Origin of the sequence: Clostridium sardiniense, assembly GCF_019753795.1 — a bacterium.
Taxonomy (GTDB): Bacteria; Bacillota; Clostridia; order Clostridiales; family Clostridiaceae; genus Clostridium; species Clostridium sardiniense.
Genome location: NZ_JAIKTU010000006.1, coordinates 77,830 through 100,752 on the forward strand (window position 1 = coordinate 77,830; position 22,923 = coordinate 100,752).

The 22,923-nt window shown below is 29.6% G+C and carries 24 protein-coding genes; 22 read left to right on the top strand and 2 right to left on the bottom strand.

Annotated features, from left to right (window positions below; translation table 11 throughout):
* Positions 1 to 102 precede the first annotated feature (102 nt).
* The 16 genes from K5V21_RS08595 (at position 103) to K5V21_RS08670 (ending at position 15,322) form a co-directional block, all read left to right on the top strand.
* Complete coding sequence (locus tag K5V21_RS08595; protein WP_221860874.1) at positions 103 to 984, top strand: YicC/YloC family endoribonuclease; 882 nt, start codon at positions 103 to 105, stop codon at positions 982 to 984.
* A gap of 14 nt (positions 985 to 998) precedes the next feature.
* Positions 999 to 1,268, top strand: a complete 270-nt coding sequence (gene remA, locus K5V21_RS08600) for an extracellular matrix/biofilm regulator RemA (RefSeq protein WP_039316141.1) — start codon at positions 999 to 1,001, stop codon at positions 1,266 to 1,268.
* Positions 1,268 to 1,900: a guanylate kinase gene (gene gmk / locus K5V21_RS08605; protein ID WP_221860877.1), complete on the top strand. Its 633-nt coding sequence runs from the start codon at positions 1,268 to 1,270 to the stop codon at positions 1,898 to 1,900. The genes remA and gmk overlap by 1 nt, the downstream gene beginning before the upstream one ends.
* On the top strand, positions 1,881 to 2,102 hold the full coding sequence (gene rpoZ / locus K5V21_RS08610) for a DNA-directed RNA polymerase subunit omega (RefSeq protein WP_221860879.1): 222 nt from the start codon (positions 1,881 to 1,883) through the stop codon (positions 2,100 to 2,102). Before gmk ends, rpoZ begins: the two co-directional genes overlap by 20 nt.
* A gap of 6 nt (positions 2,103 to 2,108) precedes the next feature.
* Positions 2,109 to 3,299 carry a bifunctional phosphopantothenoylcysteine decarboxylase/phosphopantothenate--cysteine ligase CoaBC gene (gene coaBC / locus K5V21_RS08615; RefSeq protein WP_221860881.1) on the top strand — a complete coding sequence of 397 codons (1,191 nt, stop codon included), beginning with the start codon at positions 2,109 to 2,111 and terminating at the stop codon, positions 3,297 to 3,299.
* 53 nt (positions 3,300 to 3,352) lie between these two features.
* Complete coding sequence (gene priA, locus K5V21_RS08620) at positions 3,353 to 5,548, top strand: primosomal protein N' (protein ID WP_221860883.1); 2,196 nt, start codon at positions 3,353 to 3,355, stop codon at positions 5,546 to 5,548.
* Positions 5,549 to 5,560: 12 nt separating this feature from the next.
* Positions 5,561 to 6,004: a peptide deformylase gene (def, locus tag K5V21_RS08625; RefSeq protein WP_221860885.1), complete on the top strand. Its 444-nt coding sequence runs from the start codon at positions 5,561 to 5,563 to the stop codon at positions 6,002 to 6,004.
* A gap of 31 nt (positions 6,005 to 6,035) precedes the next feature.
* The gene (fmt, locus tag K5V21_RS08630) at positions 6,036 to 6,980 is read left to right on the top strand and encodes a methionyl-tRNA formyltransferase (RefSeq protein ID WP_221860886.1); all 945 of its coding nucleotides are present in this window, start codon (positions 6,036 to 6,038) and stop codon (positions 6,978 to 6,980) included.
* Between the two features lie 11 nt (positions 6,981 to 6,991).
* On the top strand, positions 6,992 to 7,681 hold the full coding sequence (locus K5V21_RS08635) for a zinc metallopeptidase (protein ID WP_221860888.1): 690 nt from the start codon (positions 6,992 to 6,994) through the stop codon (positions 7,679 to 7,681).
* 50 nt (positions 7,682 to 7,731) lie between these two features.
* Positions 7,732 to 9,045, top strand: coding sequence for a 16S rRNA (cytosine(967)-C(5))-methyltransferase RsmB (rsmB, locus tag K5V21_RS08640; RefSeq protein ID WP_221860890.1), 1,314 nt, complete (start codon positions 7,732 to 7,734; stop codon positions 9,043 to 9,045).
* Between the two features lie 13 nt (positions 9,046 to 9,058).
* Positions 9,059 to 10,090 carry a 23S rRNA (adenine(2503)-C(2))-methyltransferase RlmN gene (gene rlmN, locus K5V21_RS08645; protein ID WP_221860891.1) on the top strand — a complete coding sequence of 344 codons (1,032 nt, stop codon included), beginning with the start codon at positions 9,059 to 9,061 and terminating at the stop codon, positions 10,088 to 10,090.
* Positions 10,091 to 10,101: 11 nt separating this feature from the next.
* Positions 10,102 to 10,821, top strand: a complete 720-nt coding sequence (locus tag K5V21_RS08650) for a Stp1/IreP family PP2C-type Ser/Thr phosphatase (protein WP_221860893.1) — start codon at positions 10,102 to 10,104, stop codon at positions 10,819 to 10,821.
* Positions 10,818 to 13,013 carry a Stk1 family PASTA domain-containing Ser/Thr kinase gene (pknB, locus tag K5V21_RS08655; protein WP_221860895.1) on the top strand — a complete coding sequence of 732 codons (2,196 nt, stop codon included), beginning with the start codon at positions 10,818 to 10,820 and terminating at the stop codon, positions 13,011 to 13,013. Before K5V21_RS08650 ends, pknB begins: the two co-directional genes overlap by 4 nt.
* A 155-nt stretch (positions 13,014 to 13,168) precedes the next feature.
* On the top strand, positions 13,169 to 14,032 hold the full coding sequence (gene rsgA, locus K5V21_RS08660; protein WP_221860897.1) for a ribosome small subunit-dependent GTPase A: 864 nt from the start codon (positions 13,169 to 13,171) through the stop codon (positions 14,030 to 14,032).
* Positions 14,032 to 14,682, top strand: coding sequence for a ribulose-phosphate 3-epimerase (gene rpe / locus K5V21_RS08665; protein WP_204595244.1), 651 nt, complete (start codon positions 14,032 to 14,034; stop codon positions 14,680 to 14,682). The genes rsgA and rpe overlap by 1 nt, the downstream gene beginning before the upstream one ends.
* Before the next feature lies 1 nt (position 14,683).
* Entirely contained in the window at positions 14,684 to 15,322 is a 639-nt protein-coding gene (locus K5V21_RS08670; protein WP_204595245.1) for a thiamine diphosphokinase, read from the top strand.
* 241 nt (positions 15,323 to 15,563) lie between these two features.
* On the opposite strand, the gene rpmB is transcribed toward K5V21_RS08670, so the two are convergent.
* Complete coding sequence (rpmB, locus tag K5V21_RS08675; RefSeq protein ID WP_039316116.1) at positions 15,564 to 15,755, bottom strand: 50S ribosomal protein L28; 192 nt, start codon at positions 15,753 to 15,755, stop codon at positions 15,564 to 15,566.
* Between the two features lie 197 nt (positions 15,756 to 15,952).
* On the opposite strand from rpmB, the gene K5V21_RS08680 reads away from it, so the two are divergent.
* From K5V21_RS08680 to K5V21_RS08705, 6 genes are all read left to right on the top strand, one after another.
* Positions 15,953 to 16,303 (top strand): Asp23/Gls24 family envelope stress response protein, encoded by a 351-nt coding sequence (locus tag K5V21_RS08680; protein WP_204595246.1) that lies wholly within the window; start codon positions 15,953 to 15,955, stop codon positions 16,301 to 16,303.
* A 14-nt stretch (positions 16,304 to 16,317) separates the two neighbouring features.
* Complete coding sequence (locus K5V21_RS08685) at positions 16,318 to 17,967, top strand: DAK2 domain-containing protein (RefSeq protein ID WP_221860899.1); 1,650 nt, start codon at positions 16,318 to 16,320, stop codon at positions 17,965 to 17,967.
* Positions 17,968 to 18,043: 76 nt separating this feature from the next.
* Entirely contained in the window at positions 18,044 to 20,074 is a 2,031-nt protein-coding gene (recG, locus tag K5V21_RS08690) for an ATP-dependent DNA helicase RecG (RefSeq protein ID WP_221860901.1), read from the top strand.
* A gap of 69 nt (positions 20,075 to 20,143) precedes the next feature.
* Positions 20,144 to 20,704: a 16S rRNA (guanine(966)-N(2))-methyltransferase RsmD gene (rsmD, locus tag K5V21_RS08695; protein ID WP_221860903.1), complete on the top strand. Its 561-nt coding sequence runs from the start codon at positions 20,144 to 20,146 to the stop codon at positions 20,702 to 20,704.
* Positions 20,704 to 21,219 carry a pantetheine-phosphate adenylyltransferase gene (coaD, locus tag K5V21_RS08700; protein ID WP_221860905.1) on the top strand — a complete coding sequence of 172 codons (516 nt, stop codon included), beginning with the start codon at positions 20,704 to 20,706 and terminating at the stop codon, positions 21,217 to 21,219. Before rsmD ends, coaD begins: the two co-directional genes overlap by 1 nt.
* On the top strand, positions 21,200 to 21,739 hold the full coding sequence (locus K5V21_RS08705; RefSeq protein ID WP_204595251.1) for an ATPase: 540 nt from the start codon (positions 21,200 to 21,202) through the stop codon (positions 21,737 to 21,739). Before coaD ends, K5V21_RS08705 begins: the two co-directional genes overlap by 20 nt.
* On the opposite strand, the gene ylbJ is transcribed toward K5V21_RS08705, so the two are convergent.
* Positions 21,722 to 22,900 carry a sporulation integral membrane protein YlbJ gene (ylbJ, locus tag K5V21_RS08710; RefSeq protein WP_221860907.1) on the bottom strand — a complete coding sequence of 393 codons (1,179 nt, stop codon included), beginning with the start codon at positions 22,898 to 22,900 and terminating at the stop codon, positions 21,722 to 21,724. The two genes, K5V21_RS08705 and ylbJ, sit on opposite strands and share 18 nt — an antisense overlap.
* Positions 22,901 to 22,923: the final 23 nt, after the last annotated feature.

The window sequence follows — 22,923 nt, forward strand, 5'->3', positions numbered from 1 at the left end:
AAACTTAAATGTAAACATTTTGTTAACAAACTATTGACTTTAATGTTATACTAAAATAATATGTATTTATGAATTTAAGTTTTATGTAGAGGAGGGAAAATAATGGTAAAAAGTATGACTAGCTTTGGAAGAGCTAGTAGTGAAGAAGGTAAAGAAAGACTTTTTTCTATTGAAATGAAAAGTGTAAATCATAGATATTTAGATATGAATATAAGAATGCCAAAGTCAATTTTTCCTTTAGAAGAAAGACTTCGTAAATTAATAAGCTCAAAATTAAATAGAGGAAAAGTTGATGTTTATATAAATCTTAAGAACTTTTCTAAAGGTGAAAGTATTGCAGAAGTTAATGAAACGTTAGCTAGAAGTTATTTTGAATGTTTAGCTAGAATTTCAGAAGAATTAAATATTCCAAATGATGCAACAGCAACTAAGATAGCAAGATTTCCAGATGTAATTTCAGTTACAGAAAAAGAAGAAAATATTGAAGAAATATTTGAAGAAATAAAAGTTTTAATGGAAACTTCTCTTGAAAATATGGTTGAAATGAGGGAGAGAGAAGGAGAAAAACTTAAAGAGGATATATTAGAAAAGCTTAATGTAATAGAAAACCTTGTACTTGATATAGAGAAAATTGCAGATTTAATTCCAATGCAGTATAAAGGAAAGCTAGAAGATAGAATAAAAGACCTAACTACAGGGATTGAAATAGATGAAAATAGAGTTGCAGTTGAAATTGCTATTTTCGCAGATAAGGCTACTGTAGATGAAGAAATTATAAGACTTAGAAGTCATATATCTCAAATGAGAAGTACTCTTGATATATGTGAGCCAATAGGTAGAAAGCTTGACTTTATTGTTCAAGAAATGAATAGAGAAGCAAATACTATAGCTTCTAAATCAAATGACATGAAAATGACAAATATAGTCATTGACATAAAAAATCTAATTGAAAAGATTAGAGAACAAGTTCAAAACATAGAATAATAAGGAGGATACACATGGGTATTAAATTAATCAATATTGGCTTTGGAAATATTGTGTCAGCTAATAGACTAGTTGCTATTGTAAGTCCTGAGTCTGCACCAATTAAGAGAATAATCCAGGAAGCTAGAGATAGAGGAATGCTTATCGATGCAACTTATGGAAGAAGAACAAGAGCAGTTATTATAACTGATAGTGACCATGTAATTTTATCAGCAGTTCAACCAGAAACAGTAGCTCACAGATTATCAAATAAAGATGATCATGAAGATGAGGTAGATGAATAATGAGTAAAAAAGGCGTTTTATTAGTAATATCAGGTCCATCAGGAGCTGGTAAAGGAACAATTTGTAAGGCATTATTAGATAAACATAAGGATATTTATTTATCAGTTTCAGCCACAACTAGAGAGCCAAGAGTTGGCGAAGTGCATGGTGTAAATTATTTCTTCAAAACCAAAGAAGAATTTTTACAAAAGGTCGAAGAAGGAGATTTCTTAGAACATGCAGAAGTGTATGGCAATTACTATGGAACACCAAAGTCTAGTGTACAAAAGATGTTAGACGAAGGCAGAGATGTAATATTAGAAATAGATATACAAGGAGCTTTAAAGGTCAAAGAAAATTGTGAAGAGGGAATATTTATATTTATACTTCCTCCATCAATGGAAGAATTAAAACAAAGAATCATTAAAAGAGGAAGTGAAACACCAGAATCTTTAATGACAAGATTTAAATCAGCGTATAAAGAAATAAACTATATTTCAAAATATAATTATGCTGTAGTAAATGATGAAGTAGATACAGCTGTAACAAAACTTGAAGCTATAATTGCAGCTGAAAAATGTAGAGTAGATAGAATGAAAAATAAGATATTAGATTCTAAGGAGGGCTTTATACATGAACAACTCTATGATTAATCCATCAATAGTAGATTTATTAAAAAAGGTAGAAGACAGATACTCACTAGTTATAGTGACTTCAAAGAGAGCTAGACAAATAATTGCAGGTAGTGAACCATTAGTAAAAGTAAATTCACAAAAACCTTTAACAATCGCAATAAATGAAGTAAACGAAAGCAAAGTAGGATACGAAACTACAGAAGTAGTAGAGGAAAATTAAAATACTATGTATAAGAATAAATGCGTTGTATTAGGAGTTTGTGGAGGAATTGCAGTTTATAAAGCATTAGATGTTGTAAGCGCTCTTCGTAAAAAAGGAGTAGAGGTTAGAGTCATAATGACTGAATCAGCTACTCAATTTGTTACACCATTAACATTTCAGTCAATTAGTCAAAATATGGTTATAACTGATATGTTTGCAGAACCAAAGGCGTGGGAAATTCAACATATTAGTCTTGCTCAAAAAGCAGATATAATGCTTGTTGCACCAGCTACAGCCAATATAATAGGTAAAGTTGCAAATGGTATAGCAGATGATATGTTATCCACTACTATCATGGCTACTAAAGCTAAGGTTATATTTGCGCCGGCAATGAATACAAATATGTATGAAAATCCAATTGTTCAAGCTAATATTAAAAAGCTTAAAGAATATGGATATGAGTTTATAGAACCAGATTCAGGAAGACTTGCATGTGGAGATGTTGGCAAAGGAAAACTTCCAAAGCCAGAAGTTATCTTTGAGCATGTTTTAACAGCACTTCACCCAACTAAAGATTTAGAAGGTAAGAAAGTTCTTGTAACAGCAGGACCTACTAGAGCCAATATAGATCCAGTTAGATTTATAACAAATAATTCAACTGGGAAAATGGGATATGCTATTGCAGAAGAAGCAAGAGATAGAGGGGCTAGAGTTGTACTTGTAACTGGAGCTAAGAATATAAAGAAACCACATGGAATAGAAATTATTGAAGTAGATACAAATTCTGAAATGAGAAGGGCTGTCCTTGATCATTATAATTCATCTGACATTGTTATAAAGTCAGCAGCTGTTGCTGATTATAAGCCTAAGGAATATAGCGATGAGAAAATAAAAAAAGGTGACGGGAATTTAAATATAGAATTTACTAGAGATAATGATATTTTAATGGAACTTGGGGAAAAGAAAAAGAACCAAGTATTAATTGGTTTTGCTGCTGAAAGTAGTAATTTGATAGAAAACGCAAAAGGCAAATTAAAGAGAAAGAATCTTGATTATATTATAGCAAATGATATTACATCAAAAGAAACAGGTTTTGGTAGTGATCAAAATAAAGTTTTTGTAATTTCAAAGGATGGTTCTATAAAAGAACTTGATATAATGAGTAAAAGAGAAGTAGCTAGTAATTTGTTTGATGTTATTGAAAGAAAGCGCTAAGTATGCGCTTTCTTCTCTTATTAAGAAGAATTTTGAAAGGGTGAACTTATAAAATGGAACTATATGCTGAAGTAATTGTAAATAGTGACGCTGTAGAGATAGATAAGCCATTCACTTATAAAGTTAAAGATGATCTAGTTCCTTTAATTAGTGTAGGTCACAGAGTTAAGATTCCATTTGGAGTGAGAAATAAACCTACAGAAGGGTTTGTTATGGCTCTTTCAACTGAATTTAATGATACATATAAGGTTAAAGAAATAATTAAATTATGTGATGAAGAACCTATTCTTACAAAAGAAGATTTGCTTATGATAGAATTTTTAATACGGAAAACTCTTTGCAAACATATAGATGCAATAAGGGTTTTAATACCAACTGGACTTATTAAAGGACTAAAAAGCAAAAAGAAAAAAGTTATTAAGTTTGTTAATGATTTTTATGAAGATATAAAAAATAAAGAAAAATATAAAAATCTTATTAGATTTATAAAAGATAATGATTGTTTATTTTCTAAAGCAGAATTATCTAAAGAATATAACTTTTCTACATATGTAATAAATAAATCAATAGAAAAAGGCTATTTATCTGTTGAAGAGACAGTAATAGAGAGATTTAATCGTAGGATTTATAAAGAAGATAATTCTAAAGATTTAACAGAAGAACAAAAACAAGCAATATTAAGGATTGAAAACACAGATAAAAATGGAGTGCTTTTAAAGGGTGTAACAGGATCGGGGAAAACTGAAATTTATATGAATTTAGTAGAAAAGGTACTAAATAGAGGAGAGGGAACTATTGTTTTAGTTCCAGAAATAGCATTAACTCCACAGATGATTGAAAGATTTAAAGGGAGATTTGGAGAAGATGTTGCACTGTTTCATAGTAGGCTTTCAGATGGTGAAAGATTCGATGAATGGTATAGAGTAAAATCAGGAAGGTGTAGACTTGTAGTTGGAGCTAGAAGTGCAATATTCCTTCCGGTAGATAAATTAGGATTAATAATTATCGATGAAGAACATGAAGGAACTTATAAATCTGAACATAACCCTAAGTATAATACTAAAGAAGTAGCAGAATTTTTAAGTGTTATAAAGGGATGTAAATATATTTTAGGATCTGCAACGCCATCTGTTGAAAGTTTTGCAGATGCTATGGTCTCAAAAGTAGAATTAATTGAACTTAATAATAGAGTTGATAATAAACCTCTTCCTACTATGGAAATAGTAGATATGAGGGAAGAACTTAAAGTTAAGAATCTTTCAATGTTTTCAAGAAAACTTTATAAAGAAATGAAAGAAGCTTTAGAGAGAAAAGAGCAAATTATATTATTCTTAAATAGAAGAGGGTTTTCTACATTTATTTCTTGTAGAAGCTGTGGATATGTATTTAAATGTCATAAATGTGACATATCTATGACTTATCATAAAAATGGATACTTAGTTTGCCATTATTGTGGCAGAACAGAAAAGCAAGTTAAAATTTGTCCAAAATGTAAGAGTAAATATGTTAAGTTTTTTGGAGCTGGTACTGAAAAAGTAGAGAATGAAGTTAGAAAATATTTTAAAGACGCTAGAATTCTTAGGATGGATGCTGACACAACAAGAAATAAAGATTCTCATGAAAAAATATACAATTCTTTTAAAAGAGGAGAAGCTGATATATTAATTGGAACCCAAATGATAACAAAAGGCTTAGATTTTAAAGGAGTTACCTTAGTTGGAGTATTGGCTGCTGATATGTCACTTAATATACCTGATTATAGATCTAGTGAGAGGACGTTTCAGGTAATAACTCAGGTTGCAGGAAGAGCAGGCAGAGGAGATAAAGAAGGAAAAGTTATAATACAATCTTATACTCCAAATCATCCAAGTTTAAAGTATGCTATAGATAATGATTATGTAGGCATGTTTAAAGAAGAAATTGCTATAAGAAAAGGAATGGGATATCCACCTTTTGGAAAAATACTGCTTATAAGAGGAATTTCAAAAAATGAAGAAAAATTAAAAAAATTTATGGAATCTATAGCTAAGGAAGTTGATAAATTATTAGATGATGAAATAACACTGCTAGGGCCAACTCAATGTATAGTTGGAAAGATTAAGGATAAGTATAGATGGCAAATCTTAATTAAGGGCAAAATTATAGATGAAGTAGCTAAAAAAATAAAAGATAGACTTTATGAAATGAATAAGAGTGTATATAATGAAATAAGAGTAAATATTGATATAAACCCAAATAATTTATTATAGGAGGAATTTTTCATGGCAATTAGAAAGATAAGACTTAAAGGTGATGAAGTATTAAGAAAGAATAGTAAGGTTGTTGATAAAATAGATAATAGAACTTTAACATTAATAGAAGATATGATAGATACTATGTATGAAGCTGATGGAGTTGGTCTTGCAGCGCCACAAGTTGGAATACTTAAAAGAATATTTGTTATAGATGTTTATGATGGAGAAGGTGCTAGAGTATTTATAAATCCTGAAATTCTTGAAACTTCAGGAAGTCAATATGGAGAAGAAGGATGTCTTAGTGTACCAGGTGAATTTGAAGATGTAGAAAGACCAAACTATGTAAAGATAAAGGCTTTAAATGAAAAAGGTGAAGAATTTATTTTAGAAGGTGAAGAATTACTTGCAAGAGCAATTGTACACGAAAATGATCACTTAAATGGTATTTTATTTATAGATAAAGTAAGATAAAGTTTACTAACACAAAAAAGGAGGGATACTTTTGAAGATAGTATTTATGGGAACACCAGATTTTGCAGTTCCATCTTTAAAAGAATTAATAGATAAATATGGAGTAGAGGCAGTATTTACTCAACCAGATAGACCAAAAGGTAGAGGTAAGAAATTAGCTTTTTCACCAGTTAAAGAGGAAGCCTTAAAGCATGATATTAAGGTATATCAACCAGAAAAATTAAAAGATGAAAAAGAAATGATTGAAATGCTAAAAGAAATGAATCCAGACTTTATTATAGTTGTAGCATTTGGTCAATTACTTACTAAAGAAGTTCTTGACATACCAAAGTATGGTTGTATAAATTTACATGGATCAATACTTCCTATGTATAGAGGTGCAGCTCCTATAAACTGGGCAATTATAAATGGAGAAAAGGTATCAGGAAACACTACTATGCTTATGGATGTTGGGCTTGATACTGGAGATATGCTTCTAAAGGATGAAGTTGAAATAACTGACAACATGAATGCAGGAGAACTTTATGATATCCTTAAAGAAAGAGGCGGAAAGCTTTTAGTTGATACAATAGAAGGTGTAGTTAATGGAACTATAACGCCAGAAAAACAAAGTCCAGAAAAACAAAGTGATGAAACTTTCTATGCTAAAATGCTAAATAAAAAGATGGCTGAAATTGATTGGAATAAGAGTGCTAAAGAAATTCATAATATGATTAGAGGATTAAATCCTTGGCCTGTTGCACATACTTTATATAATGGAAGCACTATGAAAATATTTGAAAGTGAAGCTTTAAATAAAGAAAGTAAGGCAGAGTGCGGAAAAATAATAGAAGTCTCAAAGAAGGGAATAGAAGTCTCTACTGGAGAAGGTGTTCTTTTAATTAAAAAAATGCAATTCCCGAATTCAAAACCTTTAATGGTAGAACAATATATAAATGGTCATGAGGTTAATAAAGAATTTATATTAGGTAGATAGGAGAGATATTTATGTATTATCCATTTTATTTTGATAGAACAATGCTTATATTAATACCTGCTCTTTTAGTTAGTTTTTGGGCTCAAGCAAGAATTAGCTCAACTTATAATAAATATAGAAATATAAGAACTATGAATGGGTATACAGGTGAGCAAGTTGCAAGAATGATGCTAAATGAAGCAGGACTTTCTTTTGTAAATATTGAAATGGTAAATACAAAACTTGGAGATCATTATGATCCAAGGAATAAAGTGCTTAGATTATCTCCAGAAGTATATAGCGGGACCTCAATTGCAGCTGCTGGAATTGCAGCTCATGAGGTTGGTCATGCAATTCAACATAAAGAAGCTTATAAGCCGCTTATGATTAGAAATTCAATTGTTCCAGTTGTAAATTTTGGTTCGAGTATTTCATGGATTTTATTTGTTATTGGGCTGTTTATGGGAAATAGTTTGCTTGTTAATTTAGGAATTGTATTATTTTCAGGAGTAGTAGTATTTCAATTAGTAACACTTCCAGTTGAGTTTAATGCATCAAGCAGAGCTATTAATATAGTAGATAAAAGAGGTATATTATATGGTGATGAAGTGAGTGGTGCTAAAAAAGTATTAGGAGCAGCTGCTATGACATATATTGCATCTGCATTAATGGCAATTGCACAGTTATTAAGATTAATTGCAATTAGTAAAAGAGATAATTAAAAAGTATTATAGATTAATAGATTAAGAAAAACTGAAAGAAGAGGTATTTTATGAATAGTAGAAGCATAGCTTTAAAAGTACTAAATAGGGTATTTAATGAAGGGGCTTATTCAAACTTAGCATTATCAAATGAATTAAACAATTCAGACCTTAATGATAAAGATAAAGCATTAGTAACAGAAATAGTTTATGGAACTATAAGAAGAAAAAGTAGTTTAGATACTCTTATAGCTTCATTTGTTAAAGATATAAAGATAATGGATAAAAGAGTATTAAATATCCTAAGAATGGCAATGTATCAATTGAAATTTTTAGATAAGGTTCCAAGTTATGCTGCGTGTAATGAAGCTGTAGAGCAAGCTAAAAAAATATCTTTAGGATCAAGCAAATTAGTTAATGGTATTTTAAGAACTTATGGTAAAAAAGGTGAGTCAGGGTTAAACTTTAAAAATAAAATATATGAACTAGCCTATACATATTCTTTTGAACCATGGCTTATAAGATTATTTATAAAACAATATGGAGAGGAAGATACTATAAAAATTCTAAATGGATTAAACTTTACTCCAAAGGTAACAGTTAGAGTAAATTCATTAAAATCTAACTTTGATGAAGTGTTTGAAGAGTTAGAAGAAAATGGTTATAATGTAGAAGAAGGATATATATGTCCTGAGGCTATTTCAATTAAAGGTGGAAAAAGTGTAGAAAATAATAAATTGTTTAATGAAGGTAAGATAACTGTTCAAGATGAAAGTGCTATGTTAGTTGCACCACTTTTAGATGTAAAGCATGGTGAAACTGTATTAGATTTATGTAGTGCACCTGGAGGTAAGACAACTCATATATCAGAGCTTCTTGAGAATACAGGAAAAGTTTTAGCTTTTGATTTACATGAAAATAAATTAGGATTAATTAAAGAAAATTGTGATAGACTAGGAATAGATAATGTAGAATTAAAAGAAATGGATGCTACAAAGATAGACGTAGAGCTTGTAGGTCTTGCTGATAAAATACTTTTAGATGTTCCATGTTCAGGTCTAGGAATAATAAAGAGAAAACCAGAAATTAAATGGAATAAAAATCGTGAAGAACTTAAAGAAATAGTTAAAGTACAAAGAGATATTATGGAAAATTCATGGCAATATTTAAAAATTGGTGGAGCTATGGTTTACTCAACTTGTACTTTAAATAAAGAAGAAAACGAGCAAAACATTGAATGGTTCTTAAATAAACATAAAGACTGTAAGTTAGAGAAAGTATTCATAGGCAAGGGAGATAATTTAAAATATCAAAATGATATGTTAACAGTTTTTCCAAATGAGTATATGGATGGTTTCTTTATGGCTAAACTTAAGAAAATTTAGTAGGAGAAATTTTATGAAAAATTTATTAGATTATACTTTAGATGAATTTGCATCATGGTTAAAAGAAAATGGTGAAAGTGCTTTTAGATCAAAACAAGTATTTTCATGGATGTACAAAGATATATGGAATTTTGATGATATGAAAAATATACCAAAGTCATTAAAAGAAAAGTTAAATGAAAACTTTGAAATTTTAATTCCTGAGGTTGTTGAATGTTTTAAGTCATCAGATGATAATACGAGGAAATTACTTTTAGCGCTTAATGATGGAAATTTAATAGAATGTGTAATCATGCAATACAAACATGGAAATACAATATGTATTTCTACTCAAGTTGGATGTAGAATGGGATGTAAATTCTGTGCATCAACAATAGATGGTAGAGTGAGAAACTTGACTTCTGGTGAAATTCTTTCACAAATAATGATAGCTCAAAAGGTATTAGGAGAAAGAATATCAAATATTGTTTTAATGGGAAGTGGGGAACCACTTGATAATTATGACAATGTTTTAAAATTCCTAAAAGAAGTGACTTCTGAATATGGATTTAACATAGGTCAAAGGCATATTACACTATCAACATGTGGATTAGTACCTAAAGTTTATGAATTAGCAGATGAAGGTATGACAATAACACTTGCGATTTCATTACATGCATTTAGTGATGAAAAGAGAAGAGAGATAATGCCAATTGCTAACAAATATTCAATAAAAGAAATTTTAGATGCATGTCATTACTATATTGACAAAACTAATAGAAGAGTAACATTTGAATATGCACTAGTAAAAGATGTTAATGATAGTAAAGAAGATGCTAAATCTTTAGGGCAATTATTAAAAGGAATGCTTTGTCATGTCAATTTAATACCTGTAAATGAAGTAAAAGAAAATTCATTTAAAAGATCTTCTAATAAAACTGTAGAAACTTTTGCAGAAATTCTTAAAGATAGAGGAATTGAAGCTACAGTTAGAAGAGAAATGGGCGGAGATATTAATGCAGCATGCGGGCAATTGAGAAGAAGTTACATTAAGTCCCAAAGTTAGGGGGAGAGTATATGGTAGGATATAAAAGTGATGTTGGAATAAAACGAAAATTTAATGAAGATAGTTTTGGTTACTTTGAAGATGATTCTTATAGTATTTACGTAGTTGCAGATGGAATGGGTGGCCATAATGCAGGTGAAGTAGCTAGTGAAATGGCAGTTAGTGAAGTTATAAAATTTGTAAATGATAATATTAATGAGTTTTGTGATAATGTTCTTGAAGAAGCAATAAAAAAAGTAAACTCTAATATATATAATTATTCAGCAAGTGATAAAAAGTTAAAGGGAATGGGAACTACAATAACAGCATGTTTGTGTTATAATAATAAAGTAATTGTTGCAAATGTAGGTGATAGTTCTTGTTTTGGAGTTAAGGATGATATTGTATATAAGCTTACAAAGGATCACTCTTTAGTTCAGCAACTTTTAGATGCTGGAAGTATATCAGAAACTGAGGCAATGAATCACCCAAATAAAAACATTATTACAAGAGCTGTTGGAACTAGTGAAAATGTTGAAGTAGATATATTTAAATTTGAGCTAAATGAATATGATAAATATCTAATATGTTCAGATGGATTAACTAATGAAGTCACAATTGATGAAATGAACAATATATTAAAGAGAGAAAAAAACAATAAACTTGCCTGTGAATACTTAGTAGATGAAGCTAATAAAAATGGAGGCAGAGATAATATTACAGTGATGTTGTTTGGAGGAGAGATAATATGAATGGGGAAATATTAGGCGATAGATATGAACTACTTGAGCAAGTTGGCGAAGGTGGCATGGCTATTGTTTATAAGGCTAGATGTAATAAGCTAAATAGATATGTAGCGGTTAAAATTCTAAAAGCTGAGTACTCAGATAATGAAGAAATAGTTAGTAAGTTTAAAAAAGAAGCAACTGCCATAGCGAAGCTATCTGACAACAATATAGTTAATGTTCTAGATGTAGGTACTCAAGGAGATACTAATTATATTGTAATGGAACTAGTGAATGGTAAAACACTTAAAGAAGTTATAGAACAGTTTGGTAAAGTAAGTTATGAGACTGCTATAACTATTGCAATTCAAGTTGCAAAAGCTTTAGATTGTGCGCATAAAAATAATATAATTCATAGAGATATAAAACCTCAAAACATATTGGTTACTGAAGATGGTTTAGTTAAAGTAACTGATTTTGGTATTGCTAAATCTTCAGATTCTGCAACATTAACAAATACAAGTACTATTTTAGGTTCAGCACATTACTTCTCACCAGAGCAAGCAAAAGGAAGTTTTATTGATGATAGAACAGACATTTATTCATTAGGTGTTGTAATGTATGAAATGTTAACAGGAAAAGTGCCATTTGAAGCAGATTCTCCTGTTACAATAGCTTTAAAGCATCTTCAGGAACAAGTAATTCCGCCAAAGGAGTTAAATAGTAAAATTCCTGAAAGCTTAAATAAAGTTGTATTAAAGTGTATGGAAAAGGATGCAAATAAAAGATATCAAGATGTTAAAGAGCTAATATCTGATCTTGAAAAAATAAAAGAAAATCCAGATGCTGAAATTGGAGCTGCTAGTAAAATTGGAAATGATACTCAAGCAACTACTCAGCATACTATTGTAATGGATGCTATAAAAGAGCCAATAATAACAAAAGATGATCATAATGACTTAGAAGACGAATATTATGATGATGAAGATGATGAATATTATGATGAAGATGATGGCTATTATGATGAATCAGAAGATGATAATTATGAAGAAGAAAAGAAACCTAAAAAGAAGGATCAACATAAAAAAAGCAGTAAAGGAATTATAATTGGTATAGCAGCTGTAGTTATTATTGCACTTTTAGGTGTTGGGGGATACTTTATGCTTGGAGGAGGAGGTTCTCCTAAGAAAGTAAATGTTCCAAATCTTGTTGGTATGGCTTTTGAAGATGCTCAGAAAGAAGCAAGTGGTCTTGGACTTAAAGTTGTTAAAATTAAAGAAGTTAAAAGTGACAAAAAAGCTGGAACGGTATTAGAAACTGATCCTAAAGCTGGAGAAGCAGTTAATGAAGGAACAACTATAAATGTTACAGTTAGTGGTGAAGAAAAAACATATATGCCAAATGTAGTTGAAGATACTTTAGATGATGCTAAAACTAAGCTAAATAGTATTGGAATAACTAATATAAATGTTACGGAAGAATATAGCGATAGTATATCATCAGGAAAAGTAATTTCACAAGATCCATCAAAAGATAGTGAAGTCACTAAAGATACTACTGTTAATTTAGTTGTAAGTAAAGGCAAAAAGACAACAAATGTTACTATACCTTCATTGAAGGGATTAACTGAAAGAGAAGCTAGAGACAAATTATCTTCTCTTGGATTAAACGTAAATGTTCAAACAAGCAAAACAACAGATCCATCATTAAAGGATAAAGTAATAGATTCATCACCAAAATCAGGTACTACTGTAGAAAAAGGTTCAGATGTTATATTAACTATTGGAACTTACACAGAAGAAAATATAGATATAATGAGTAAAATTAGTGGAATGAGCTTTAAAAATGCTGTTAAGGAGTTAGCTAAATATAATATTACAGCAACTATTCAAGATGGATATGATAAAGATGGGAATATTGTGAGTTCTTCTCCATCTTCTGTAAAACCAGGAGGTTCAGTAACGCTAACAACTGATAAAGAAAAAACACAACAAATTGATAGTAGTAAAGTAATCGGAAAATCTTTTAGTGATGCATCATCATATTTAGAAGGATTAGGATATAAAGTACATTCAAATCCTGGTAATGCAGGTCCTAATGACATAGTAACTGGTATGGATGTAAATGGAAAAAGTGTTGCTCTTACTATAAAAAAAGATGATAGTACAGAAACTGGTACAGAAGCGGGTCATAAAGAGAACAAAAATAAAAAAAATTAATAATATTTAATTTAATAAATAAAAAAAGGGGCAATAGTGCCTCTTTTTTATTTATTAAAATTTATATAAATTCTTAAAGCATAATTTAAAAAGGTTGCAAAAAATAATGAAAAGTGTTTATATTAATAAGTAAGAAAGAAATTTTTGGAGGAACTATGAAGGGAAAAATAATTAAAGGAATAGGTGGATTCTATTATATAAAAACTGACGAAGGAATAATAGAATGTAAGGCTAGAGGGAAGTTTAGACATAAATCACTTAAACCTATGGTTGGAGATAATGTAGAGATTTTAATAGAAAATGGAAAAGGAACTATTGAAAAGATAGATGATAGAACTTCAGAGCTTATAAGACCAACAGTTGCAAACGTAACACAAGCATTTGTAGTCTTTGCTATAAAAAATCCTGATTTAAACTTTGATTTATTAAATAGATTTTTAGTGCTTTGTGAAAGTAATAATATAAAGGCAATAGTAGCTTTAAATAAAATCGATTTAGTAAATGAAGAAGAAAGAAAAGAATTAAAAGAAAAGATTAATGCTATAGGATATGAAGTGTTATTTATAAATGCTAAAAAGGGAATAGGCATAGATAATTTAAAAGAAAGATTAGAGGGTAACGTAACCGTTTTATGTGGCCCATCAGGAGCAGGAAAATCAACTCTTATAAATACACTTACAGATAGATTGCATATGGAAACAGGAGAAGTTAGTGAAAAAATTGGTAGAGGAAAGCATACTACAAGACATAGTGAGCTTATAGATGTATCTAATGGATATATTGTTGATACACCAGGATTTTCAACTTTAGATGTAACATTTATTGATAAAGATGATTTAAGATATTGTTTCCCAGATTTTGAGAAATATAATAATGAATGTAAATATAGAGGGTGTCTGCATCATAAAGAACCAGGATGTGCAGTTAAAGGCGCTGTAGAAGAGGGAAAAATTAATAAATATAGATATGAATTTTATATAAGAACATTAGAAGAAATATTAAAAGGGAGGAAGTATTAATGATAAAAATAGCACCGTCAATTTTATCAGCAGATTTTTCAAGATTAGGGGAGGAAATAGAGCTTTTAGATAAAAGTGGAGCAGATTACATACATATAGACGTTATGGATGGAGCCTTTGTACCCAATATAACTCTTGGAGCACCAATAGTTAAGGCTATTAGAAACAGAACAGATAAAATATTTGATGTTCACCTAATGGTTGAATCACCATCAAGATACATAGATGATTTTGTAGATGCAGGAGCAGATATCATAACTATACATTATGAAGCTGAAAAACATATAGATAGAGCAATTCAATATATAAAATCAAAAGGTGTAAAAGCTGGAGTTGTATTAAATCCAGGAACTCCAACTATACTTATTAAAGATTTAATTTCTAAATTAGATATGGTTTTAATAATGAGTGTTAATCCGGGTTTTGGAGGACAAAGCTTCATTGATTATTCTATAGAAAAGATTAAAGAAGTAGATGAAATGAGAAAAAAATATAATAAAGATTTAATAATAGAGATAGATGGTGGGATTGGTATAGATAACATTAAGACAGTTAGAGAGGCTGGAGTGGATGTTGCTGTTGCAGGTTCTTCTGTATACAAGAATGGTGAAGTTATTAAAAATATAGAGAATCTTAAAAGGAATTCATAAAATGAGAGCAATAATAGTAACTGGTGGTAATCCACCTTCAGAAAAACTATTAAAATCATATATAAAAGAAAATGATATTATAATCGGAGTAGATAGTGGATGTAATATTTTATATAAGCTAAATATAATTCCAAATTTAATATTAGGAGATTTTGATTCAATTAGAAAAGAGGTCTTAGAATATTTCTTAGAAAATGGAGTAAATATTGAAAAGTATAACTCGGAAAAAGATTATACAGATACTGATTTAGGTTATAGAAAAGCTAAAGAGGTATTTAATGTTAATGATATTCTTATGTTTGGAGCTACAGGCTCAAGGCTTGATCATACTTTAGGTAATATAGGAATACTATTTAGAGCTCTTAAAGATAAAATTAAAATGGAAATTATAGATGAGCATAATAGAATGTATATAGTAGATAAAAGTTCGATTATAAAAAAAGAAGAAGGTATGGTTATATCATTTCATGCTTTAAGTGAAGTTGTAAAGAATTTTACTATAAGAGGTGGTAAGTATGATTTGACAAGCTATGATATGACACTTCTAGAGCCAAGAGCTATTTGTAATGAATTTTTAGCGAGTGATATTAATATCACTTTTGATTCAGGTATAATTTTAGTTATGTATACTAGAGACTAAAAATAGTTTATAGTAAAAATAGGAACTAATATTTCTTTTTTGCATACAATGTAAAAAGGGGATATTGGTTCTTTTTTATTAATTTGTATTTATGGGAGGAAGAAATGAAAATAGTAGCTATAAAATTACCTAAATGTATATCAAGTATAATAAAATTTTTTAGAAGAAAAAAATAAAATACATAAGAATTTAAAATATAAAAAAAATGCAGTGCGTATGCAATGCATTTTTTTTATTTGAACTATATTGCTCTTTCAACCTTACCAGATCTAAGACATCTTGTACAAACGTGAACTTTCTTTGGAGTTCCATTAACTAAAGCTTTTACTTTCTTTATGTTAGGAGCCCAAGTTCTCTTTGATTGACGATGTGAATGGCTGTATTGAACACCTGCAACAACACCTTTGTTACAAATTTCGCATCTTCTTGCCATTTGAAAACACCTCCTTGTTAAGTGAAGATATATTTCTCTTCAATAGGACAGAATTCATTGTAACATAATATTATATGATTTTGCAAGTGCTTATTTTAAAAAAATATAGATTATTTTCCTATATTCTCATATAAATCTTGAATAATAGAGTTTTCTAATATAAAATATAGATATGATATGTATGAGGAGGAATAGTAATGGTAGGATTTTCAAAAGAAAATGGAAAAGTTCATTACTCAGAAGAAGTCTTAGCTAAGATTGTTGGATTATCAACAATGGAATGCTATGGTGTAGTAGGTATGGTTTCAAAGAATGCTACAGAAGGTCTTTGGGAGTTAATTAGAATAGAACATTTTAACAAGGGAGTTAAGATAGCTATTAATGATGATGATAAATTAGATATTGAATTATTTGTTATGGTAGAGTATGGAACAAAAATATCTGTTATAGCAAACAATATAATTCAAAAAGTACGTTATAATGTAGAAAACTTTACTGGACTAAAGGTAGCATCAATTTCAGTAAATGTTCAAGCGGTAAGAGTCTAGGAGGTAAACGACTAATGGAATTTAATAAGATAAACGGCCGTGATTTTTATAACATGGTAGTAAACGCAAGCAATAGGCTAGCGGAAAAGAGTGATTATGTTAATGCATTAAATGTATTCCCAGTACCAGACGGAGATACAGGAACTAACATGTCAATGACTTTTAAAGCTGCTGTTAAGGAAATAGAAAATATAGATTCAGATTCTATAGGAGAAGTTTCTAAAAAGCTTGCGAAAGGTGCATTAATGGGTGCAAGAGGTAACTCAGGGGTTATTCTTTCTCAAATTTTAAGAGGAATTTCAAAGGGATTAACTAATCTTGAGGAAGTTTCAGCTAGCGAGTTTGCAAATGCATTACAAGAAGGATCAAATTCTGCATATAAGGCAGTTATGAGACCAACTGAAGGAACTATACTTTCAGTTATAAGAGCTACAGCTGAAGCAGGTATGCATTCAAAAAAACACAACGTAAAAGAACTTTTAGAAGAAGTTACAGTTGCTGCAAAGGTAATGCTTGATAAAACACCAGAATTATTACCAGCACTTAAAAAGGCGAAAGTTGTAGATTCAGGTGGTATGGGACTTTATATAATACTTCAAGGTATGCTTGAAGCATTAAAAGATGGAATAGTTGCAGAAGTTAAAGATATTAAAATTGGTGAAGGTGGCGGAGAAGTTACTGGAGCTAAGACAACTGGAGATGCAGATATTAAATTTGGATATTGCACTGAGTTTATAATATTAGGTGATGCGACACATGCAACAGAATTACAAAATGAAATTGAACCTTTTGGGGATTCAATGATAGTTGTTGGATATGATGATGTAATAAAAGTTCATATTCATACAAATGATCCAGGGCTTGTCTTATCAAAAGCTGTAAAGATTGGTGAACTTTCAAAGATCAAGATTGATAATATGAGGGAAGAACATAGAGAACTTTTAGCTGGAGAAATGAGAGAAGAACAAGCAAAGCAAGCAGAAGAAGCAGCAGAACAAGAAGAAATTAAGAAGTATGGTTTTGTTACAGTTGCTATGGGTGATGGAATTACAAACATATTTAAAGACTTAGGTGTTGATTATGTAATTGAAGGTGGTCAAACTATGAACCCTTCAACACAAGATATATTAGATTGTATAGATAAAATTAATGCAGAAAATATATTCATATTACCAAATAATAAAAATATAATAATGGCTGCATCACAAGCACAAGAAATATCAGATAAAAACGTAATTGTAATACCAACAACAACTATTCCACAAGGAATAACTTGTGTATCAATGTTCAATAGAGATGCTGAACCAAAGGAAAATGAAGAAGAGCTGAAAGAATTAATGGAAGCTGTTAAAACTGGTTCAGTAACATATGCTGTTAGAGATACAGAAATGGATGGAATAAACATTAAAGAAGGAAATATGCTTGGCTTAGTAGAAGGCAAGATTAAAGAAGTTGGGGAAGACAAATTCGAAGTTGCTGAAAAAGTACTTGAAAATATGGTCGATGATGATAGTGAACTTATAACTATATTCTATGGTGAAGATGTTACGGACAATGAAGCAAATGAATTTGTATCTAAGTTAGAAGAAAAGTATGAAGATTGTGATATACAATTATATAAAGGTGACCAACCTTTATACTACTTCTTAATGTCAGTTGAATAATATATATTAAATTACACAAAATAAAAAGCACCGTAAGGTGCTTTTTATATTTATATTGGACGAGGTGAGGAAAGGGATGAATATTTACACTGAAGTTAGCAATATAAAGGGGGTAGGACCTAAGGCAACTGAGAGACTTAATAAAGCAGGTATATTTAGTGTCCTTGATCTTCTTTTATATTTTCCAAGAGACTATGAATTTATAAATGGTAACAGTAGTATAAAAGAGATAGATGAAAATGAAAAACAGATATTAAGCTGTACTATGGTAAGAGCAAAGGGAGACTTTAGGACAAAGACTGGTAAAATAATAACTAATATAGAATTTAACTATAATGGTATAAGTATTATAGGAAAGTGGTTTAATCAACCTTATATAAAAACTAAATTCAGAAAAGGTGAAACTTATAATCTATTAGGCAAATACAAAAAGGTAGGACACACACTTGAGATTACAAATCCTCAAATTGGTTCAAATGAGTCGTTAAAAAGTGAGATAATACCTAAATACTCATTGAAAGGTGAGCTTACGAATAATTTTCTAGCAAAGGTAGTTGGGCAAGTTTTAGATACTATAACTGTAACTGAAAATTTACCTTTGGATATATTAAAAAAATATAATTTAATTTCTTTAGATGAATCTATTAGAGAAATTCACTTTCCAAAAGGAAAAGATAAATTAGAGAGAGCTATTGAAAGATTAAAGTTTCAGGAGTTATTCACATATTCGATGAAATTACTTATGCTTAAACAAAAGATTAGAATAAAAAATGGTATAGGATATAATTGGACTGATGAACTTAACGATTTAAGAGAATCTCTTCCATATAGTTTGACAAATGCTCAAGCTAAAGTTGTAAGATCTATATTAAAAGATCAAAAGTCATTGTATCCAATGAATAGGTTGGTTCAGGGAGATGTAGGTTCTGGCAAAACTATAGTTGCTTTAATTGCTATTTTTAATGCTTATAAAAATGGTTATAAATCTGCATTTATGGCACCGACTGAAATTCTTGCAAATCAACATTATAAAGAAGCTAAGAATATTTTTGAAGGGTTCAATATAGAAATTGAACTTTTAACTGGAAGCACATCTATGAAAGAGAAAAAAAGAATAAAGGAAAGAATAAAAGAAGAGGGACCTTTACTTGTAATAGGAACTCATGCACTTATCCAAGAGGATGTTGAATTTAATAATTTAGGTCTTGTGGTAACTGATGAACAACATAGATTTGGGGTAGAACAAAGAAGTAGACTTATTAATAAAGGTAAGAGGGCTGATGTGTTAGTTATGACAGCAACTCCAATTCCTAGAACTTTAGCACTTTATGTTTACTCGGATTTAGATGTATCAGCTATAGATGAATTACCACCTGGTAGAAAGAAGATAGATACAAGATTTTTTAAAGATGATGAAAGAGATAGTGCTTATAGATTAGCACTTAGTGAAATCAATAAAGGAAGACAGGTATATATTGTATGCCCACTTATTGAAGAAGATGAAAAAGAACAACTAAATTCAGTTGAAAGTGTATATGAAAAATTAAATTATGGAATCTTTAAAGATATTAAGGTTGAGTATCTTCATGGAAAGATGAAAGGTGTAGAAAAAGATGAGATTATAAATAGATTTAAAAGTGGAGACACTAAAGTTTTAATATCAACTACTGTTATAGAAGTAGGAGTAAATGTTCCAAATGCATCGGTTATGATTGTTGAAAATGCTGAAAGGTTTGGATTGGCACAACTTCATCAATTGAGAGGTAGAGTTGGTAGAGGAGAATATGAATCATATTGTATATTAATTGCAAAGGCAAAAAGTGAAACCACAAAAAGAAGAATGGAAATACTTACAGAATCAACAGATGGTTTTTATATATCGGAGCAAGATTTAAAACTTAGAGGCTCAGGTGAAATGTTTGGAATGAGACAAAGTGGTGATGAAGGGCTTTTACTTGCAGATTTATATAATGATATGAAAATATTAATAAAAGCTAGAGAAGAAGCTAATAATATTTTATTAAATGAGACAGAAAAAAATAAAATATTAATAAGGGAAATAAAGAGCAATTTAGAAAAAAGTAGTAAATATATATGTTTTAACTAATTATAAATTGTATAAAAAAGTTGATTATGATAGAATAAAAGATATATGGCACTAAGGAGGATATAAATAGTGAGAATAATAGCAGGAAAAGCAAGAGGACGTAAAATATTATCACCAGCAACATACGAGACAAGACCAACTTTAGACAGAGTAAAGGAAGCTATGTTTAGTATGATTCAAGGATACATACCAGAAGCAATAGTTGTGGATGTTTTTGCAGGAACAGGAAGCTTAGGACTGGAAGCGGCAAGCAGAGGTGCTAAGGAGTGCTACTTATTTGATAAGAGTGAAGTAACCTTCCCACTATTAAAAGAAAATGTTGAAAATCTTAAGTTTACAGATTTTTGTCATCCATTAAAGATAGATGCGTATGCAGGTCTTAAGATGCTTGCAAAGAAGGGGAAAAGATTTGATTTAGTTTTCATAGATCCACCTTACTGCAAAGAAATGATTCCAGAGGCAATAAAAACAATTAAAGAAAATGATATGTTAAATGAAGATGGAATAATAGTTACAAAAATAGATTCTATAGAAGAAAGATATGAAGGATATGAGGATATTAAACTTACAAGAAGTAAGAAATATGGAAATACAACAGTTTGCTTCTATAAAATCCAAGGAGAAGAATAATGAAGTCTGCAATATATCCTGGAAGCTTTGATCCAATAACTAATGGACATTTAGATGTTATAGAAAGAGGGGCAAGAATATTTGATAAGATTATAGTTGCCGTTCTTATAAATGTTGAGAAAAAAGGGTTGTTTGATATAGAAGAACGTGTTGAACTTATAAAAAAGGCTACTCAAGGAATTGGAAATGTTGAAATTATAAGTTTTGAAGGATTACTTATAGATTTACTTAAGCAAAAAGAAACTAATATAATATTAAAAGGACTTAGAACAGTAATGGACTTTGAATATGAATTGCAAATGGCTTTAATGAATAACAAATTAGATAAAGAAGTAGAAACCTTATTCATGGCAACTGCTACTGAAACTTCATTTGTAAGTTCATCAGCAGTTAAGCAAGTAGCTAAATTTGGCGGAAGTATTGAGGGGTTAGTTCCAAGTAATATTGTTGATGATATTGAAAGAAAGATTAACAGGGATGATAGAGGTGTTGTAAATGGACAAACAAGAAATTAATATTGTTGAGCTTTTAGAATATCTACAAGACCTTGTAGATAATTCACCAAAGGTACCTATGAGTGGAAAAGCTATGGTAGATAAAAAAGAATTTATAAACGTTATAGACCAAATAATAAATTATCTGCCAGATCAATTTAAAAAAGCTCAATGGGTAATGAATGAAAGAGATAGAATACTTACAGAAGCTAAAAGAGAATATGATTCAGTAAAAGAAGAAACAATGCATCTTATGAGACAAAATGTTGAGAATCATGATATAGTCAAAGAAGCGAAAATCAGAGGTCAAGAAATTTTAGCATCAGCAAAAAGAGATGCTAAAAAGATAAGAGTTGGAGCTAGAGATTATGCTGATGAAATATTATCAGAGCTTGATAAAGAAATGGAAAAAAAGAAGATGGAGCTTATTAAGTCACTTCAAATAAGTTTTGAAGATACAGCAAAAGAAATTGATCAAAACCTTACAGAAGCATGCTCCATTGTAAAAGAAAATATTAAAGAATTAAGAGATATGAACTAATATTTTTCTTAAAGACTTTAAAATTAAAGGAATTGATAAAAATATTAGTATTGGTACTGCATACATAAATAAATTTTTATATGAATTAGTTGATGTTATAAGTGATGAGGTTTCTGTAGTTTTAAAAATAATATTTGATAAGCAAAAACTTACTGTAAAGCTAAATAAACCTTGTACAAGCTTTAAAAACATATATTTAATCATAGAAACATTATTTTTACTCATAAATGATGATGTTTGTGCAATAGCGGATAAACCGGAAAATGATGCAAAAAAGCTTATTATGGATAATTTAAGGTGTATTGAAAGGTTACTTGAAGCTATTATATTACAACCATTTGTCATTTCAATGCTTCCTAAAAATGTTCCGTATAAGGCGTTTTTTGGTATGTTTAAAAAAGTTTCTATATTATAGAATGTACTACTTATTAATGAACTATTTTTAAGTATAGATATAATTACAGAGAATGCTACCACATAGCCAGACACTGCTAATGTGGTATTAATTGCGTTTTTAATTGCATCATCAATTGCAAGTCCAAAATTTACATTAGAACTTTTTGAAATCTTCTTCTTATAATTATTATTAGAGGAAGATTTTTTTATTGTTAAAAGTGCAATAAAGAAAAGTGATAAGTAATTGCTTATAAGAAGGAAGTAACCATATTTAGGATTACCCAGTAAAGTTGCACCAACAGAACCTAGAAGAAATATTGGGCCTGTATTTGAAGCTATATTAACTAATCTAAAATATTCTTTTTTTTCTATATATCCTAATTCGTAAATATCTGAGCTATATTTTGCACCTAATGGGTATCCACACAACATACTTGCAACTATAGGAAAAGAACAGCTAGGAGAAAGTTTAAGAGGTCTACACACAAGGGGACCTAGTATATTAGAGTACAGTGATATTCCATCATAGGAAATAAGTAAATTACAAATTAGCGAAAAAGAAAAAACAGTGGGCACAATAGCTTTAAAAGAAAGCTTACAACCTTCTATGGCAGCTTGGATAGAAGATTCGATATTAACTACAAACAGAACAATTAATACGGTAATAACAAAACAAAAGATATAATTTCTTTTAATATTAGTTAGCTTAAGAAGTATAAATGTAAAAATAAATATAAATATCCATAAAATAAAAATACTATTCATGAAATCACTCCCATCAATAGTAT

Bases quoted from the DNA above. Each gene is read 5' to 3' on its own strand.
- K5V21_RS08595 (WP_221860874.1), top strand. From the start codon at position 103: ATGGTAAAAAGTATGACTAGCTTTGGAAGAGCTAGTAGTGAAGAAGGT.
- remA (WP_039316141.1), top strand. From the start codon at position 999: ATGGGTATTAAATTAATCAATATTGGCTTTGGAAATATTGTGTCAGCT.
- gmk (WP_221860877.1), top strand. From the start codon at position 1,268: ATGAGTAAAAAAGGCGTTTTATTAGTAATATCAGGTCCATCAGGAGCT.
- rpoZ (WP_221860879.1), top strand. From the start codon at position 1,881: ATGAACAACTCTATGATTAATCCATCAATAGTAGATTTATTAAAAAAG.
- coaBC (WP_221860881.1), top strand. From the start codon at position 2,109: ATGTATAAGAATAAATGCGTTGTATTAGGAGTTTGTGGAGGAATTGCA.
- priA (WP_221860883.1), top strand. From the start codon at position 3,353: ATGGAACTATATGCTGAAGTAATTGTAAATAGTGACGCTGTAGAGATA.
- def (WP_221860885.1), top strand. From the start codon at position 5,561: ATGGCAATTAGAAAGATAAGACTTAAAGGTGATGAAGTATTAAGAAAG.
- K5V21_RS08635 (WP_221860888.1), top strand. From the start codon at position 6,992: ATGTATTATCCATTTTATTTTGATAGAACAATGCTTATATTAATACCT.
- rsmB (WP_221860890.1), top strand. From the start codon at position 7,732: ATGAATAGTAGAAGCATAGCTTTAAAAGTACTAAATAGGGTATTTAAT.
- rlmN (WP_221860891.1), top strand. From the start codon at position 9,059: ATGAAAAATTTATTAGATTATACTTTAGATGAATTTGCATCATGGTTA.
- K5V21_RS08650 (WP_221860893.1), top strand. From the start codon at position 10,102: ATGGTAGGATATAAAAGTGATGTTGGAATAAAACGAAAATTTAATGAA.
- pknB (WP_221860895.1), top strand. From the start codon at position 10,818: ATGAATGGGGAAATATTAGGCGATAGATATGAACTACTTGAGCAAGTT.
- rsgA (WP_221860897.1), top strand. From the start codon at position 13,169: ATGAAGGGAAAAATAATTAAAGGAATAGGTGGATTCTATTATATAAAA.
- rpe (WP_204595244.1), top strand. From the start codon at position 14,032: ATGATAAAAATAGCACCGTCAATTTTATCAGCAGATTTTTCAAGATTA.
- K5V21_RS08670 (WP_204595245.1), top strand. From the start codon at position 14,684: ATGAGAGCAATAATAGTAACTGGTGGTAATCCACCTTCAGAAAAACTA.
- rpmB (WP_039316116.1), bottom strand. From the start codon at position 15,755: ATGGCAAGAAGATGCGAAATTTGTAACAAAGGTGTTGTTGCAGGTGTT.
- K5V21_RS08680 (WP_204595246.1), top strand. From the start codon at position 15,953: ATGGTAGGATTTTCAAAAGAAAATGGAAAAGTTCATTACTCAGAAGAA.
- K5V21_RS08685 (WP_221860899.1), top strand. From the start codon at position 16,318: ATGGAATTTAATAAGATAAACGGCCGTGATTTTTATAACATGGTAGTA.
- recG (WP_221860901.1), top strand. From the start codon at position 18,044: ATGAATATTTACACTGAAGTTAGCAATATAAAGGGGGTAGGACCTAAG.
- coaD (WP_221860905.1), top strand. From the start codon at position 20,704: ATGAAGTCTGCAATATATCCTGGAAGCTTTGATCCAATAACTAATGGA.
- K5V21_RS08705 (WP_204595251.1), top strand. From the start codon at position 21,200: ATGGACAAACAAGAAATTAATATTGTTGAGCTTTTAGAATATCTACAA.
- ylbJ (WP_221860907.1), bottom strand. From the start codon at position 22,900: ATGAATAGTATTTTTATTTTATGGATATTTATATTTATTTTTACATTT.